The sequence below is a fragment of the Pantoea sp. B270 genome, assembly GCF_018726825.1.
GTDB lineage: Bacteria > Pseudomonadota > Gammaproteobacteria > Enterobacterales > Enterobacteriaceae > Pantoea > Pantoea dispersa.
Map to the genome: position 1 here is coordinate 196,457 of NZ_JAHCSX010000003.1, position 17,026 is coordinate 213,482.

General features: G+C 59.1%; 12 protein-coding genes. 2 read left to right on the top strand and 10 right to left on the bottom strand.

Annotation, left to right across the window (positions count from 1 at the left end):
* The first annotated feature begins 1 nt into the window (after nucleotide 1).
* A complete protein-coding gene (locus tag KOL70_RS20495; protein WP_371824679.1) occupies nucleotides 2–2,278 on the top strand; it encodes an FAD-dependent oxidoreductase in 2,277 nt (758 codons plus the stop codon).
* On the opposite strand, the gene argO is transcribed toward KOL70_RS20495, so the two are convergent.
* From argO to tkt, 6 genes are all read right to left on the bottom strand, one after another.
* Nucleotides 2,257–2,880 (bottom strand): arginine exporter ArgO, encoded by a 624-nt coding sequence (argO, locus tag KOL70_RS20500; protein WP_021506651.1) that lies wholly within the window; start codon nucleotides 2,878–2,880, stop codon nucleotides 2,257–2,259. The two genes, KOL70_RS20495 and argO, sit on opposite strands and share 22 nt — an antisense overlap.
* Nucleotides 2,881–3,009: 129 nt before the next feature.
* Nucleotides 3,010–3,885, bottom strand: a complete 876-nt coding sequence (mscS, locus tag KOL70_RS20505; RefSeq protein ID WP_021506650.1) for a small-conductance mechanosensitive channel MscS — start codon at nucleotides 3,883–3,885, stop codon at nucleotides 3,010–3,012.
* A 188-nt stretch (nucleotides 3,886–4,073) separates the two neighbouring features.
* Nucleotides 4,074–5,153 (bottom strand): class II fructose-bisphosphate aldolase, encoded by a 1,080-nt coding sequence (fbaA, locus tag KOL70_RS20510; protein WP_058757103.1) that lies wholly within the window; start codon nucleotides 5,151–5,153, stop codon nucleotides 4,074–4,076.
* Between the two features lie 104 nt (nucleotides 5,154–5,257).
* Nucleotides 5,258–6,421: a phosphoglycerate kinase gene (gene pgk, locus KOL70_RS20515; RefSeq protein ID WP_215481492.1), complete on the bottom strand. Its 1,164-nt coding sequence runs from the start codon at nucleotides 6,419–6,421 to the stop codon at nucleotides 5,258–5,260.
* Nucleotides 6,422–6,472: 51 nt separating this feature from the next.
* The gene (gene epd, locus KOL70_RS20520; protein WP_104093684.1) at nucleotides 6,473–7,492 is read right to left on the bottom strand and encodes an erythrose-4-phosphate dehydrogenase; all 1,020 of its coding nucleotides are present in this window, start codon (nucleotides 7,490–7,492) and stop codon (nucleotides 6,473–6,475) included.
* A gap of 399 nt (nucleotides 7,493–7,891) precedes the next feature.
* On the bottom strand, nucleotides 7,892–9,883 hold the full coding sequence (gene tkt / locus KOL70_RS20525) for a transketolase (RefSeq protein ID WP_215481493.1): 1,992 nt from the start codon (nucleotides 9,881–9,883) through the stop codon (nucleotides 7,892–7,894).
* Nucleotides 9,884–10,156: 273 nt separating this feature from the next.
* Here tkt and KOL70_RS20530 point away from each other — a divergent pair, with 273 nt between their 5' ends.
* Nucleotides 10,157–10,912: a M48 family metallopeptidase gene (locus KOL70_RS20530; RefSeq protein WP_021506645.1), complete on the top strand. Its 756-nt coding sequence runs from the start codon at nucleotides 10,157–10,159 to the stop codon at nucleotides 10,910–10,912.
* A gap of 137 nt (nucleotides 10,913–11,049) precedes the next feature.
* Here KOL70_RS20530 and speB read toward each other — a convergent pair whose 3' ends face one another.
* From speB to KOL70_RS20550, 4 genes are all read right to left on the bottom strand, one after another.
* The gene (speB, locus tag KOL70_RS20535) at nucleotides 11,050–11,970 is read right to left on the bottom strand and encodes an agmatinase (RefSeq protein ID WP_021506644.1); all 921 of its coding nucleotides are present in this window, start codon (nucleotides 11,968–11,970) and stop codon (nucleotides 11,050–11,052) included.
* A 133-nt stretch (nucleotides 11,971–12,103) separates the two neighbouring features.
* On the bottom strand, nucleotides 12,104–13,327 hold the full coding sequence (locus tag KOL70_RS20540; RefSeq protein ID WP_371824680.1) for an HlyD family type I secretion periplasmic adaptor subunit: 1,224 nt from the start codon (nucleotides 13,325–13,327) through the stop codon (nucleotides 12,104–12,106).
* Nucleotides 13,327–15,510: a type I secretion system permease/ATPase gene (locus KOL70_RS20545; protein ID WP_021506642.1), complete on the bottom strand. Its 2,184-nt coding sequence runs from the start codon at nucleotides 15,508–15,510 to the stop codon at nucleotides 13,327–13,329. The genes KOL70_RS20540 and KOL70_RS20545 overlap by 1 nt, the downstream gene beginning before the upstream one ends.
* Nucleotides 15,507–16,958, bottom strand: a complete 1,452-nt coding sequence (locus KOL70_RS20550) for a TolC family outer membrane protein (RefSeq protein ID WP_031279469.1) — start codon at nucleotides 16,956–16,958, stop codon at nucleotides 15,507–15,509. Before KOL70_RS20550 ends, KOL70_RS20545 begins: the two co-directional genes overlap by 4 nt.
* Nucleotides 16,959–17,026: the final 68 nt, after the last annotated feature.

Genomic DNA, 17,026 nt, shown 5'->3' on the forward strand with positions numbered 1-17,026 from the left:
GATGCAAACTTTCTCTTCTCAGGCCGCGCGTGCCTTTCCGTTGCAGTCGTTACACGCCGATGTGCTGGTCGCCGGTGGCGGTCTGGCTGGCGTCTGCGCCGCGCTGGCTGCGGCACGCGCGGGCCAGCAGGTGGTGCTGATTCAGGATCGCCCGGTGCTCGGCGGCAACGCCTCCAGCGAAGTGCGGCTGTGGGCCAACGGCGCGACGTCGCATATGGGTAATAACAACCGCTGGGCGCGTGAAGGCGGCATCATGGGCGAGATCATGGAGGAGAACCTGTGGCGCAACAAAGAGGGCAACCCGGTGCTGTTCGACATGGTGCTGCTGGACATCGTGCAGGCGCAGCCGCGCCTGACGCTGCTGCTCAATACCGTGGTCAGCGACATCGAAAAATCCGCGCAGCGCCTGCAGGCGGTTCAGGCTTTCAACGCCATCAATCAGACCCGCTATCGCGTGACGGCCGACCAGTTTATCGATGCCAGCGGCGACGGCGTGCTCGGCTATCTGGCCGGGGCAGCGCACCGTGTCGGCGCAGAATCACCGCAGGAGTTTGGCGAAAAAATGGCGCCGGGCGAGCAGTTTGGCCACAAGCTCGGCCACTCGATTTATTTTTATACCAAACGCAGCGCGCAGCCGGTGCGCTTTGTACCGCCATCCTTCGCGCTGAAAGAGATCACCGCCATTCCGCGCTATAAACGCCTGAGCTCCGATCTCAACGGCTGCGATCTGTGGTGGCTTGAGTGGGGCGGCCGGCTGGATACCGTGCATGAAAGCGAAACCATCAAGTGGGAGCTGTGGAAGATTGTCTGGGGCGTGTGGGATTACATCAAAAACTCCGGCGAGTTTGCCGATGCCGACACGCTGACCATTGAATGGGTCGGGCTGATTCCCGGCAAGCGTGAGAGCCGACGCTTTCTCGGCGATGCCCTGCTGTGTCAGCAGGATATCATCGCGCAGCGCGACCACTACGATGCGGTGGCCTACGGCGGCTGGTCGATTGACCTGCATCCGGCCGACGGCGTGTACAGCGCTCACGACGGCTGCCGCCAGTTCCACAGCAAAGGCACTTACACCATTCCGTTTCGGGCGCTGTACAGCCAGTCGCTGGATAATCTGCTGCTGACCGGCCGGCTTATCTCTGCCACGCACGTAGCCTTTGGCAGCGCGCGCGTGATGTGCACCTGTGGCGTGCTGGGCGAAGTGGTGGGCCGCGCGGCGGCGCTGTGTCAGCAGCATAACCAGACACCGCGTCAGCTGGCGCAGCCGGAGCATATTGGTCAGCTGCAGCAACAGCTGCTGCGCCACGGCGCGTACATTCCGCGTCAGCAGCTGGCGCATCCGGCCGGTGCCGCTCAGGTCAGCGCCAGCAGCACCTTCGCGCTGCACGCCCTGCCCGCGGATGGCGGCTGGCACGCCCTTACCTCACGCTGCGCCCTGCTGCTGCCGCTTAAAGCCGGAGAACGCCTGCCGGCGCTGACGGTGCGGCTGCGGGCGTCATCCGCGCAGACGCTGCAGGTTTCACTGCTGACCAGCGACAATCCGGCCAATACCTGCGGCGATCGGCTGCTGGCCACACACAGCCTGCAGATTAGCGGTGAAGAGGCGTATTCGCTGCCGTTTGACTACCGTGCGGAGTGCGATCGCTACCTGTTTATCGCCTTTGAAGAAAATCCGGCGGTTGAAGTGGCGCTCACCCGCCAGCGCCTGCCGGGCATTATGATGGTATTTAACAGTCTCAATCCGCGCGTCGCGAAACGCACCCGACAGATAAACGACGGCGATTACGGCGTGGATGAGTTTGATTTCTGGCTACCGCGCCGCGCGCCTAATCAGATCCTGATCGCGTTTAGTCTGGCGACGCCGCTGCGGCTGTGGCACTGCGACTATTTGCTCAACGGTAAACTGCGGCCGGAAAGCCACACCAACGGCTGGCTGCCGGCGGCGGACGATCGCCAGCCGTGGGTGTGCTGGCAGTGGCCGGACGCGCAGCGCGCCAGCCAGATTACGTTGCTGTTCGATAACGATTTCGATCATGCGATGGAAACGGTGCAGATGGGCCATGCGCAGGCGGTGACGCCGCACTGCACTACCCACTATCGCCTGTGGCTGGATGACAGGCTGCTGGCCGAGGTCAGCGATAATCATCACTCGCTGTGCCATCATACGCTGCCCCCGGATACCGCGTTCCGCCAGATTCGGCTGGAGCTGCTGGCCAGCGCAGGCGCCCTGCCCGCGTTTTACGGCCTGCATGTGCATCACCAGCCGGCGATGCCCTGACGCGCCAGCTGCAGGGCGATAAACCACATCACGCCGCCCACCAGCAGATTTATGATGCGCTGCGCCCGCACGGTGCGCAGGCGCGGCGACAGCCAGGCGGCCAGCAGCGCCAGACCGAAAAACCACAGCAGCGAGGCGCTGGCGGTGCCGAAAGCGAACCAGCGGCGCGCCTCCGCCGACGGCAGCTGACTGCCGAGGCTGCCGAGCACCACGAAGGTGTCGAGATAGACATGCGGATTGAGCCAGGTCACCGCCAGCATAGTGGCGACAATGCGCCAGCGCCCCTGCTTCAGTGCCGCCTCTGACGCCAGCGTGACATCGCCCTGCCAGGCACTGCGCAGCGCGCCCCAGCCGTACCACAGCAGAAACGCCACGCCAGCCCAGGTGATCAGCATCAGCAGAACCGGCGACTGCTGCAACAGCGCGCTGCCGCCAAATATTCCACCACAGATCAGCGCAATATCGCTCAGTGTGCACAACGATGCGGTCATCAAATGGTAATGGCGCTTAATGCCCTGGTTCAGGACAAAGGCGTTCTGCGGGCCTAACGGCAGGATCAGCGCAGCACCAAGGGCAAGCCCTTGTAAGTAAACAGATAACACAGAAGAGTTCCTGAAAAAGTGGTGTTGCTGTGCAGTATAGTGAGGCGCGGATATTAGCGGAAATGGAAAGAATTAATCGGTCATTAGCGGAACTGATAAAACAAGGGCACCCGCCGGTGCCCTGATAACTTACTCGCTGCGCGCAGGCTGCTGCGCCTCGCTCTGCACCTGATGCAGGTGCACGTCCATCTGCGGATAAGGAATACCGATACCGTGCGCATCCAGCGTGCGCTTGAAGTTCTTCATCAGATCCCAGTAGACGTTTTGCAGATCACCGCTTTTGCTCCAGCAGCGCACCACAAAGTTCAGCGACGATGCCGCCAGTTCGTTCAGGCCAATCTGGATACCCAGATCTTTCAGCACGCGCTCGTCCGCTTCCACCACTTCACGCAGCAGATCGATCACCTGATCGACATCCGCATCGTACGCGACGCCAATAATGAACTCGTTGCGGCGGATAGGTTCGCGCGAAAAGTTAACGATGTTGCCGGCGATGATTTTGCCGTTTGGCACCACCACGATTTTGCCGTCAGCGGTTTTCAGCGTGGTCGAGAAGATCTGTACATTCTGTACGGTACCCATCACGCCACCGAGATCGACGAACTCACCGGTGCGGAATGGACGGAAGGTCACCAGCAGTACGCCTGCCGCCAGGTTGGAGAGCGACCCCTGCAGTGCCAGACCGACGGCCAGACCGGCAGCACCGAGCACGGCGATCACCGAGGCAGTCTGCACGCCGACGCGGCCCAGCGCGGCAATAATCGTGAAGGCAATAATACCGTAGCGCACCAGCGCCGAGAGGAAATCAGCCACGGTGGCATCAATATGACGCGCGACCAGCAGGCGATTGACGCCGTTCGATACCACACGCGCGATAATCATCCCGACAATAATGATGGCGATAGCCGCCACGATGTTCACCGCATAGCTGAGGATCAGCGCCTGGTTGCGCACCAGCCAGCCACCTGCGTTGTTAATGCCGTCAACGACGTTAAGATCTTCCATTTGTTAGCCCTGTTGTTGAGTTTCCCGCAGGAAAGTACAAAAACTGCCAGATTCAATCCGACACTCCCGAGTACAAGGGTAAACAATAATGGGGCGAAGCGCCAAAAATGTGCTGTATAAACCGGGATTTCCAGACGGGACGCATAAAAAAAGGCCCTTTCGGGCCTTTTTTGTACGGTAAGCAAAAATTACAGTACGTCGACAGCGTTCAGCTCTTTGAAAGCCTGCTCTAAGCGCACAACCATGGAAGATTGTGCCGCACGCAGCCAGACGCGTGGGTCGTAGTATTTTTTGTTCGGGCTGTCAGCACCGTTCGGGTTGCCAAGCTGACCCTGCAGGTACGCTTCGTTGGTTTTGTAGTACTGCAGGATGCCGTCCCAGGTTGCCCACTGGGTATCGGTATCGATGTTCATCTTGATCACGCCGTAGCTGATAGACTCTTCGATTTCTGCAGCAGAAGAACCGGAACCGCCGTGGAACACGAAGTCCAGCGCGTTGTGCGGCAGGCCGTGTTTCTCTGAAACGTATTTCTGCGAATCACGCAGAATGGTTGGAGTCAGTTTCACGTTGCCTGGCTTGTACACGCCGTGCACGTTACCGAAGGACGCAGCGATGGTGAAACGCGGGCTGATTTTGCTCAGCTCGGTGTAAGCGTAATCTACGTCTTCTGGCTGAGTGTACAGTGCAGAAGCGTCCATGTGGCTGTTGTCCACGCCATCTTCTTCACCACCGGTGCAGCCCAGTTCGATTTCCAGCGTCATATCCAGTTTCGCCATGCGCGCCAGATATTTAGAAGAAATCTCGATGTTCTCTTCCAGTGACTCTTCAGACAGGTCGATCATGTGTGAGGAGAACAGTGGCTTACCGGTTTTTTTGAAGTGCTCTTCACCAGCGTCCAGCAGACCGTCGATCCACGGCAGCAGTTTTTTCGCACAGTGGTCGGTGTGCAGGATTACTGGCACGCCGTACTGTTCAGCCATCAGATGCACATGATGTGCACCAGCGATTGCGCCGAAAATCGCAGCGCCCTGTGGTTTGTCGGTTTTGAAACCTTTACCGGCGATGAAGGCAGCACCACCGTTGGAGAACTGAACGATGACCGGCGCTTTAACTTTAGCCGCAGCTTCCAGTACCGCGTTGATGGAATCCGTGCCGACGCAGTTAACGGCTGGCAGAGCGAATTTGTTTTCTTTCGCTACTTTGAAGATTTTCTGAACGTCATCACCAGTGACAACGCCGGGTTTTACGAAATCAAAAATTTTAGACATGGTTGTGTCCTGTTTCGTTTATCGTCCACTCCCCAATGGGAATGCGATCTGTTCGCCCACAGCGGGCAAGCCTTCAGACAGCGCCGAAGCGCTGCCCCCAAAAATTACTGCTTCGCGCGCTCTTCCAGCATGGCTACTGCCGGCAGTTTTTTGCCTTCCACGAACTCGAGGAACGCACCGCCACCGGTAGAGATGTAGGAGATTTTGTCCTCGATACCGAACAGGTCGATAGCCGCCAGGGTATCACCGCCGCCGGCAACAGAGAACGCGTCGCTGTCTGCGATAGCGTTGGCAACGATTTCGGTGCCCTTACGGAAGTTCGGGAACTCAAACACGCCAACCGGACCGTTCCACAGAATGGTTTTTGCGTCTTTCAGCAGCTTCGCCATGTTCTGTGCGGTTTCGTCACCGAAGTCCATAATTTCTTCGTTATCCGCTACGTCGGAAACCTTTTTCACGGTTGCCGGGGCAGTTTCGGAGAATTCCGTGCCGACGCGTGAATCGGTCGGTACCGGAATGCCGTACTGGTCGCGCAGGCCTTTAGCGGCCTCAACGAAGTCTGGCTCGTACAGCGATTTGCCGACGTTGTTGTCGATCGCCACGAAGGTGTTAGCGATACCGCCACCGACAATCACGGTGTCAGCGATTTTCACCAGCGACTGCAGCACGTCGAATTTGGTCGACACTTTAGAACCACCCACCACGGCGACCAGCGGACGCTGTGGATTGCTCATCACTTTGCCCAGCGCTTCCAGTTCGGCAGACAGCAGCGGACCGGCACAGGCGATAGGAGCGAATTTGCCCACGCCGTGAGTAGACGCCTGCGCGCGGTGCGCGGTGCCGAATGCATCCATGACGAACACGTCACACAGCGCGGCATATTTCTTCGACAGGGTTTCGTCGTCTTTTTTCTCGCCTTTGTTGAAGCGAACGTTTTCCAGCACCACCAGTTCACCCGCGCCCACTTCAACGCCGTCGAGGTAGTCTTTCGCCAGGGTCACGTTAGTGCCGTTCAGTTTTTCTTTCAGGTAGTTAACAACCGGCAGGAGCGAGAACTCTTCGTTGTATTCACCTTCGGTCGGGCGACCCAGGTGAGAGGTAACCATCACTTTCGCGCCCTGTTTCAACGCCGCTTCGATGGTAGGCAGAGAAGCACGAATACGTGCATCTGACGTCACTTTCCCTTCTTTCACTGGTACGTTGAGATCGGCACGGATCAGAACGCGTTTACCAGCAAGATCCAGATCGGTCATCTTAATTACAGACATGGTGAACCCTCTCGTTGATTCTCATAAGTTTTGCCAGACGCAGTCCGCGTCTTACCTGAAACCGCTTGCGGCCATTGCTAACGTGGTGTCGATCATGCGGTTAGCAAAGCCCCATTCGTTGTCACACCAGACCAGGGTTTTGATCAGGTGGTGACCGCTGACCCGCGTTTGCGTGCCGTCCACTATGGCACTATGCGGATCGTGGTTAAAATCTACTGAGACTAACGGTAATTCCGTATAGTCAACTATACCACGAAATGCCCCCTCTGACGCGTTTTGCAGCAACGCGTTGACCTCACACGCCTTCACCGCCTGGCGCACCGAAACGCTCAGATCAATGGCGGTCACGTTGATCGTCGGCACGCGCACCGCGATAGCCTCGAAGCGATCGTTAAATTTCGGAAAAATACGGGTAATGCCAGCGGCAAGACGCGTATCGACCGGAATGATCGACTGACTGGCGGCACGGGTACGGCGCAGGTCGCTGTGATACGCGTCAATCACCTGCTGATCGTGCATCGCCGAGTGAATGGTGGTCACGGTGCCCGACTCAATGCCAAAGGCGTCATCCAGCAGCTTGATCACCGGAATAATGCAGTTGGTGGTGCAGGATGCGTTGGAGACAATGCGGTCAGTTTGTTTAAGAGCCTGTTCGTTAACGCCGAACACTACGGTGGCATCCAAATCGTTGCCGCCGGGATGCGAGAACAACACTTTCTTCGCGCCAGCCTGCAGATGCGCTTCGCCATCGTCGCGGCTGCCGTACACGCCGGTGCAGTCCAGCACGATATCGACATTCAGCTCGCGCCACGGCAGCGCGGCAATCTCCGCCTGATGCAGGATACGGATGGTATCTTCGCCAACCCACAGCTGATCGCGCTCCTGGCGTACCTCAAAGGCAAAGCGGCCGTGGCTGGTGTCGTACTTCAGCAGATGCGCCATGCCAGCCGCTTCCGCCAGTTCGTTAATCGCCACTACGGTGATTTCCGCCCGGCGACCGGTTTCATACAGCGCCCGCAACACGTTGCGCCCGATACGACCAAAACCATTTATTGCGATACGAATGGTCATCTCACTTCCTACAGCCACACCTGAAAAAAACGTGCCAAATACCTTGAGCGTTTCGCTGCGTTTTGTACAGGGAATTCTTGCCCGGTTACGGTTGCTGACGGAGAGCACACGGCTGCAACTGAAACGGTTCAGCGAGAATAAAGCATGGAAGGAATAACAGGAATGATTGCGATCAACTGTGCTGCTGATTATTGGATCTGCGTCACAAATTCAGGCAATGACAATTATTACTGCAGGAATAATTGAACCGTTTCAGGTTCAGGCGATAACAGGGCCGCCGATCTGCACATCGGTGTCGCGGCGCAATTTATTGCGCGTGGTAAAGCATAAGGATGGCAGCAGAAATGCGCGATGAATCGCGCCGCTACAACGCGCAGCGGCGCGACTTGTTACGCGAAATTACAGAATCGATTTCGCGGTTTTCACCACGTTGGCCACGGTGAAGCCGAACTCTTCGAACAGCTTCTCAGCTGGCGCTGACTCACCGAAGGTGGTCATGCCAACGATGGCACCGTGCAGGCCGGTGTATTTAAACCAGTAATCCGCAATACCGGCTTCGATAGCAACGCGTGCGCCAACCGCTTTCGGCAGCACAGACTCACGATAAGCCGCATCCTGCTTATCAAACGCATCGGTAGACGGCATGGACACCACGCGCACCTTACGACCTTCCGCGCTCAGCTGCTCGTAAGCGCCGACTGCCAGCTCAACTTCAGAACCGGTCGCAATCAGAATCAGCTCCGGCGTGCCGTCGCAATCTTTCAGCACGTAACCACCGCGCGCCACGTTAGCCAGCTGCTCAGCGCTACGATCCTGCTGCGCCAGGTTCTGACGCGAGAAGATCAGGGCTGATGGGCCGTCAACGCGCTCGATAGCGTATTTCCATGCCACCGCAGACTCTACCTGGTCACACGGACGCCACAGGCTCATGTTCGGGGTGGTGCGCAGGCTGGCCATCTGCTCAACCGGCTGGTGCGTCGGGCCATCTTCACCCAGACCGATAGAGTCGTGCGTATAAACCATCACCTGACGGATTTTCATCAGCGCCGCCATACGTGCTGCGTTACGCGCGTATTCGACGAACATCAGGAAGGTTGCGGTGTACGGCAGGAAGCCACCGTGCAGCGCAATACCGTTGGCGATGGCAGTCATACCAAACTCACGCACGCCGTAATGAATGTAGTTGCCTGCGGCATCTTCATTGATCGGCTTCGAGCCAGACCACATGGTCAGGTTGCTTGGTGCCAGGTCAGCCGAGCCGCCCAGATATTCTGGCAGCAGCTTACCGAAAGCTTCGATGGCATTCTGCGACGCTTTACGGCTGGCGATTTTTGCCGGATTAGCCTGCAGTTGCTCGATGAACTTCTGCGATTCCGCCTGCCAGTTAGCAGGCAGCTCGTTGTTCACGCGGCGTTTGAACTCTGTGGCCAGTTCCGGATGCGCAGCGGCGTAAGCAGCAAACTTCTCATCCCAGGCTTTCTCTTTCGCCTGGCCGGCTTCTTTGGCATCCCACTGTGCGTAGATATCAGAAGGAATTTCAAATGGCGCGTAGTTCCAGCCCAGCTGTTTGCGGGTCAGCGCGATTTCGTCGTCACCCAGCGGGGCACCGTGCGAATCGTGCGTACCGGCTTTGTTCGGGGAACCGAAACCGATGATGGTTTTGCACATCAGCAGCGATGGCTTGTCGGTGACCGCTTTGGCTTCTTCTACCGCTTTTTTGATCGCGTCGGCGTCGTGACCGTCCACGCCACGCACCACGTGCCAGCCGTAGGCTTCGAAGCGTTTGGCGGTGTTGTCGGTGAACCAGCCATCCACGTGACCGTCGATAGAGATGCCGTTGTCGTCATAGAACGCCACCAGCTTGCCGAGCTTCAGGGTACCGGCGATGGAGCACACTTCGTGTGAGATGCCTTCCATCATGCAGCCGTCGCCCATGAACACGTAAGTGTGATGGTCTACGATGTCATGGCCCGGACGGTTGAACTGCGCCGCCAGCGTGCGCTCAGCAATGGCGAAGCCCACGGCGTTCGCGATGCCCTGACCCAGTGGGCCGGTGGTGGTTTCTACGCCTGCGGTGTAGCCGTATTCCGGGTGGCCTGGGGTTTTAGAGTGCAGCTGACGGAAGTTCTGCAGCTCGCTCATCGGCAGGTCATAGCCGGTGAGGTGCAGCAGGCTGTAAATCAGCATTGAGCCGTGGCCGTTGGACAGCACGAAACGGTCGCGATCTGCCCACAGCGGGTTAGTTGGATTGTGGTTCAGGAAATCACGCCACAGCACTTCAGCGATATCGGCCATGCCCATTGGGGCACCCGGATGTCCCGATTTCGCTTTCTGTACTGCATCCATACTTAACGCGCGAATGGCGTTGGCAAGCTCTTTACGAGAGGGCATCTTCTACTCCAGGTCGGATTAATGCTCCGCCACGCTTAACTGATTGTAATTAATGAGTTATAAGGCGAAGCGAGAAAAAAGTCGCACATCAATGTACATGAAAATCGGGGCAAAAGTACATGTATCAGGATGCTAAATCTGCGGTTCAGGGTTGCATTTCGGGGCCTGTCTGCTAGCCAATCCGCCCCTGGCACGCTATAACCAATGCGTTTAAATACCTGCGTGGTTTTTCAGGTGTTTGTTTTCTCTACTTGTTACTCAAAGGATGCTGATATGAAAATTCGCGCCATGGTTGTCGCGCTGGGAATGGTTTCGCTGCTGAGCGGCTGCGAAGGAATGGATAATAACGCACTGTTGCAGTCTGGCGCGCAGGCGTTTCAGGCTTACTCGTTGAATGATGCCCAGGTTAAAGAGCTGAGCGATCAGTCATGTGCCCAGATGGATAAAGAGAATCAGCTGGCGCCGGCCAACAGCAGCTATCAGCAGCGGCTGAACAAAATCGCCGCCGCGCTGGGCGATAACATCAACGGCGTACCGGCCAACTACAAGGTGTATCTGACCAAAGACGTCAACGCCTGGGCGATGGCGAATGGCTGTATCCGCGTTTATAGCGGTCTGATGGATATGATGAGCGACAACGAAGTGGAAGGCGTGCTCGGCCATGAAATGGGCCACGTCGCGCTCGGCCACACGCGCAAAGCGATGCAGGTGGCTTTCGCCACTACGGCGGCACGCAATGCTGCGGCGTCGGTGGGTGGCGTGATTGGTTCGCTGTCGCAGTCACAACTGGGCGAAATGGGCGAGAAGCTGGTTAACGCGCAGTTCTCACAGACCCAGGAGTCGCAGGCGGATGACTATTCGTACGATCTGCTGAAGAAGCGCGGCATTAATCCGCTTGGTCTGGCGACCAGCTTCGAGAAGCTGGCGAAGCTGGATCAGGGCCGCCAGAGCTCGATGTTTGACTCGCATCCGGATTCTGAGTCGCGCGCGCAGCATATTCGCGACCGCATCGCGGCGGATGGTAAGTAGTCGCCGGTCTTCCCCTCACCCCAGCCCTCTCCCGCTCGCGGGAGAGGGAGCAGTCCGTGCTGTTCTCACCTCCCGCTCGATCGGTTCCCTCTCCTGGGGGAGAGGGTCAGGGTGAGGGCAGCCGCCCGCACCGCCGCTTAACCTTTATTCGCCGCCTGCACGTGCAGCATATCCAGCGCCAGCGTGGCAGCAGCCAGTGAGGTCAGGTCGGCGTGATCGTAGCCCGGTGCCACTTCCACCAGATCCATCCCCACAATGTTCATGCCCTGCAGGCCGCGAATCAGCTTGGTGGCTTTATCGCTGGTCAGGCCGCCAATCACTGGCGTACCGGTGCCTGGCGCATGGGCCGGATCGAGGCAGTCGATATCAAACGTCAGGTACACCGGCAGATCGCCCACGGTGCGCTTCACTTCGGCCAGAATGTCATCCACGCTGCGGTCATTAACCTGCGCGGCGTCCAGCACGTTGAAGCCCAGGCTCTTATCGAACTCAGTACGGATACCAATCTGCACCGAATGTTGCGGATCGATCAGCCCTTCCTGCGGCGCAGTGTAGAACATGGTGCCGTGGTCAAAAGTCGGGCCGTTGGAGTAGGTATCGGTATGCGCATCGAAGTGCACCAGCGCCATCTTGCCGAAGTGTTTGGCGTGCGCGCGCAGCAGCGGCAGCGTGACATAGTGATCACCGCCAAAAGTCAGCATGCGCTTGCCGTTCGCCAGCAGCTTTTCCGCGTGCGCCTGCAGCTTGTCGGACAGATCCTGTGAATCACCGAAGGCGTACACCAGATCGCCGCAGTCCACCACGTTGAGGCGCTGACGCAGATCGAAATCCCACGGCCAGCGGCAGCCTTCCCACGCCAGGTTAGTGGAGATCTGACGGATCGCGCCCGGCCCTAAACGGCTGCCCGGCCGGCCTGACGTCGCGGCATCAAACGGCACACCGGTAATCACCCACTCGGCATCGCTGTCGTAAGGCTGGAAGTTCAGCGGAAAGCGCATGAAACCGAAGGCGTTAGAAACCAGGGAGTTGTCGTACTGATTGCCCAGCGTGTTGTACATAACGAGTCCTCTTAAATCCTTAAATCGGTTAGCCAGTTAAGGTATAGATGAAAAAAATCCCCTCCGCGTCGTTAGGCCCGACGAGGAAGGGATTGATGGGCGTGATTATCGCCGAGATTGCCGCGCATCGCAATTAGCGCTCGCGCATCGCCTCTTTGGCCTTGTTAAACGGTTTGACCAGATAATCCATGATGCTCTTCTCGCCGGTTTTGATATCCACGGTGGATACCATGCCCGGGCTGATGGAAAAGCGCCTGCCAGCCTTGTTCTGCACATAGTCGTTATCAGTACGAATAAACACGCGGTAGTAGTAAATCTCCGGTTTGACTTCGTCCTGGATGGTATCCGGCGAAATGCTTTCCACCACGCCGTTCAGGCCGCCGTAGATGGCGTAATCGTAAGCGGAGATTTTTACCACCGCGCGCTGGCCGGGATGGATAAAAGCAATATCGCGCGGCGACAGGCGCGCTTCAATCAGCAGCCGATCGTTCATCGGTACGATGTTCATCAACTCACCGTTGGGCGGAATCACCCCGCCCAACGTCGAGACTTTGATGTTTTTCACGATGCCGCGCATCGGCGCGCGGATGGTCAGACGCGTTACGGTATCTTCGCGTCCTTTAATCACCTGCGCCAGGCTGTCGGCTTCGGCGCTGGCCTTCGCCAGCTCTTCGCGCGCCTGCACATAATACTGCGAGCGCATATCGGTGAGCTTCAGCTCCAGGTCGGACTTATCGCGCTGTAAGCGCAGCACTTCCACGCTGCTGGCGGCACCGGTTTTCGCCAGCCGCTGGGTGATCGCCAGTTCGCGATTAGCCAGCGCCAGCGACTCCTTAAACTGCCGGGTTGCATCATTGAGCTGGGCGCGTTTGGTGTTATACAGCCGGGTTTCCGCCGCGATAAGATCCGGGTAGCCCTTCAGCTCGGCGGGAAACGTAAGCGGATCATCGTTCACTTCCGCACGCAGGCGCGAGGCCGCTGCCAGCGCGGCCCGGTAGCGCGCCGCGCTCTCGCCGACGCTGGACTGCGAGCGCGTGGCATCCAGTTTCGCCACGATCTGCCCGGCCTGCACGCGATCGCCCTCATGCACATACAGTTCCGTAAGAATGCCGCCCTCCAGCGACTGCAGCACCTGCTCGCGCGAACTGGGGATCACCTTCCCGGTGCCGGTTGAGACCTCATCCAGCATGCCAAACCACGCCCACACCAGCGCCACCGCGATCAGCGCCGTGCTGATGACGATCAGCCGCACTGCGCCGGTGTAGTGGCTTTCCGATTTCAGTTCACCGAGCAGATCGTCGGACGAATCCACTTCCGCGGCGGTCACCAGCCGCAGTTTTGCCGGCAATTGTTTCATCATGCCTGTCCCTCCCCCGCCGCTCCGCTGGCGCGCGGTGCCGGCAGCGCGTTCTCTTTCGGGCTGTCCATTACCAGCTGCCCCTCTTTCAGCACCAGTATGCGATCCACCAGCGACAGAATCGCCGCGCGGTGCGTCGCCACGATCAGCGTGCGGCCATTCAGCCAGGCACCCAGCCGCTCAATGAAATCCTTCTCGGTATGATCGTCGAGCGAAGCGGTCGGCTCATCCAGCAGCACGATATTAGGATCGCGCAGCAGCATGCGCGCCAGCAGCAGCGACTGGCGCTGGCCGCCGGACAGCCCGACGCCGCCCTCCATGACCGGATGATCAAGCCCGAGCGGCAGACGGCGAATGAAATCGGCCCCGCCACTGACCGTCAGCGCGGCAAAAATCGCCTCGTCGGTGGCGTGCGCCGCGCCCATGGTGAGGTTTTCCCGCAGCGTACCGTGGAACAGCCGCGCGTTCTGCGTCAGCAGCCCGACGTTGCGCCGTACGTCCGCGACATCAATATGCGGCAGGCTAAGATTGTCCAGCCGCAGCTCGCCGCCCACCAGATCCATGCCGCCGGCCATCGCCTGCAGCAGCGTGGATTTGCCAGAGCCGTTGCGCCCCAGCACGGCGATGCGCTCACCCGGCTTGATGGTCAGCGTCTTGATGCGCAGCGCCACCGTCAGCGAATCGCTGTAGTAGCGGAACATGGCATCGGTGAACTGGTAGTGGCCAAACAGCACCGGACAGTGAATGCGCGTTTCGTCTTTACTGTTCTCCACCGGCAGATTCATCAGCGCATCGAGGCTGCTCTTCGCCGCTTTAACCTGCTGCCAGCGCGCCAGCACGCCACACAGCGTTGCCATCGGCGCAATCATGCGCGAAGACAGCAGCGACGCGGCGACAATCGCCCCGGTGGTGATATCGCCGTTGATCACCATCGGCGCCCCGACCACGATCACGCTGGCGTACACCAGTCCCTGAATGGTGACGCCCCAGCTGATCAGCGCATGCATCACTTTGCGCATCTCGACGCCCGACTGCGCGGTGATGCGGATATAGCTGTTCCACTGCTGCAGAAAGCGGTCCTCCGCCTGCATCAGCTTGATATCTTCCAGCCCCTGCACGCTCTCCACCAGCACCGCGTTGCGCAGCGTCGACTCTTTCAGGTTTTGCTGCGCCAGCTTCGCCAGTTTTTTCTGGCTCAGCACGCCGGGCAGGATCATCAGCAGCACCGCCACCGGTGCGATCCACGCCAGCTGCGGCGCGATGATCGCCATCACCAGCATAAACAGCAGGAAGAACGGCATATCGACGATCGCCGTCACCGTGGTCGACGTCACCATTTCGCGCACCGCCTCCAGCTCGCGCAGCTGCGAGATAAAGGTGCCGGTCGATCGCGGCACCGCGCTGTTACGCAGCCGCAGCGCGTGGCCGAACACGCGATCGGAGACGCGCATATCGGCGCGCTTGCCGAGCAGATCGGTGACGTGATCGCGACCGACGCGCAGAATATAGGTGAACACCACCGAGAGGATCACCCCGATATACAGCACGTACAGCGTGGGGTACGACTGCGCCGGAATCACCCGATCGTACACCTGCATCGAGAAGATGATGCCGACCAGCGCCAGCAGGTTGATCAGGAACGATCCCAGCATCACGTAGCCGTAAGGACGCATGTCGTGCAGCACCAGACGGCGCAGCCAGTCGGGCCTGACCGTGGCGAGATAGCGATCGACACGGCTATCTTTGGCGGCCGTCACCGGACGCAGCGCCGCGGCGTAGCGGATCTGCGGCAGCAGCGTGTTCAGCGCGATCGGCGCCGGTTGTTCATCGCCAGCCAGGTGCACGCGCACCGTGTCATCACCATCAAAGCTGGTGATGACGCCGACCTGGCCGTCGCTCAGTTCCACCGCCAGCGGCAAGCGCCAGCTGCTAATCTCCCACTGATGCTCTTCATACAGCTGCAGCGACAGCCCGGCCTGACGCGCCAGATGGCGCAGCGCTTTATCACGTGACTGTTTGCCCTGCCATTCGCTGGCAGCCATGATCATGCCCGGCGAGCACGGCAGACGATAATGGGTCGCGATGAGAATAATGGCGGTGGCCCAGCCGTGTAGCGGCACCTCGCCACCGGCGGCGCTGGCGGGATTGCCATTGGGGGCGTCCGGAATCTGTAATTGCGTCATGGCTGGATCTCCACGGACTGGATGCGCTGGTTATTCAGCGCAAACGCTGACCGCATCTGCCCGGTGCTGTATAAGCAGTCGAGCTGCAGTGAACGTAACTGACTGATGGTTTGCTGCATGGCGAAGCGCGTCTGAAACACTTCCTGTTCGGCGTTGAGCACGTCCAGCAGCGGACGGGTGCCAAGCTGCAGATACTGATCCTGATACAGCTGCTGCGTCTTCTCGCCCAGCGTCTGCTGACGCGACATGATCGCCAGGCTCTGCGACAGGCTCAGCGCTTCGGTTTGCGATTCGCTGAGCTGCTGCTGCGCTTTGAGACGCGCCGAGTTCACCGCCGCATTGGCCGCCTGCAGCGCGCTGGCCGCCGCATCGCGCGCCGCGGTAATGCCGCCGCCCTGATACAGCGGCATCTCAACTTTGACGAACGCGGAATACTGGGTGCGGTCGAGCGTTTCGCTGCCGGAGTAGTGATTGTTGAGGTAATGCGTGACCTGCGGTTCCAGCGAAATAGTGGGTAAATTCTGCGCGTTGGCGTTATCCAGTTTAGCCTGCGCCTGCCGTGCCTGCGCCCACGCCGCCAGCACCGCCGGATTGGATTTGTCGTCGGCTTTGCCCACCGCGCAGGCGCGCGTCAGGCTGGGCGGAAACGCATCGCTGACCTTTTTCACCAGTGGCCAGCCGAGATAACTTGCCAGCGTGGCACGCCAGCGGTTGAGGCTGGCCTGATACTGGGTCAGCGTGGTGCGCGCGCCTTCGATACGCGCGTCGGTCTGCGTGGCGTCCGAGAGCGATGCCGCCCCCTCTTCATTGCGCTGACGCGCCAGATCGCCAATCTTACTCAGCGCCGTCAGCTGATCCTGGGCGATCTTCACCAGCTGCTGATAGCCCTGCACCTGAACCAGTGCGGCGGCGGTGTCGTGCGCGACGGTATCAATACTCACCAGCACGCTGGCCTGCTCCTGCGCCACCCCGGCTTCGGCGGAGCGCACCGAACTGCTGACTTTGCCGAAGTCATACAGCATCTGCGATACCGACAGCACAAATGACGGGCTGAAGCCTTTCTCGCTGTAGGCGTTGCTGTAGCCGTTGTTCATGCCGGCGCTGATTTGCGGATAGTATTTGGCCTGCGCCACATCGACCTGGCTGGCCTGCTCCAGCATTTTGCCAATTGCCTGCGCGATGTCCGGATGCCACTGGATGGCACGCTGTACTGCCTGGTTAAGGGTTAAGGTATCCGGCACGTTAGCCAGCGCGGGTTCGGCCACCTGACCGGTTAAGGAGGGAAGATCCTGCTGCTGCGCCAGACCGGCTGAGGTTATGCGCCCCGCCTGCGTCACGGCATCACTGGCAGCCATAAGATGAGAACTGTGAAAAAACACAATGCCAGCACACAGGGCGCTAAGCTTACAGGTACGGCGAGTTGTTGCGCCTGATTGCATCAGATCCATCGATTGTTCACCAGTAAAAGAGAGAAAGGGGCACCTCCCTGTGCCCGTTATGCTTCCCTGCGTTACAC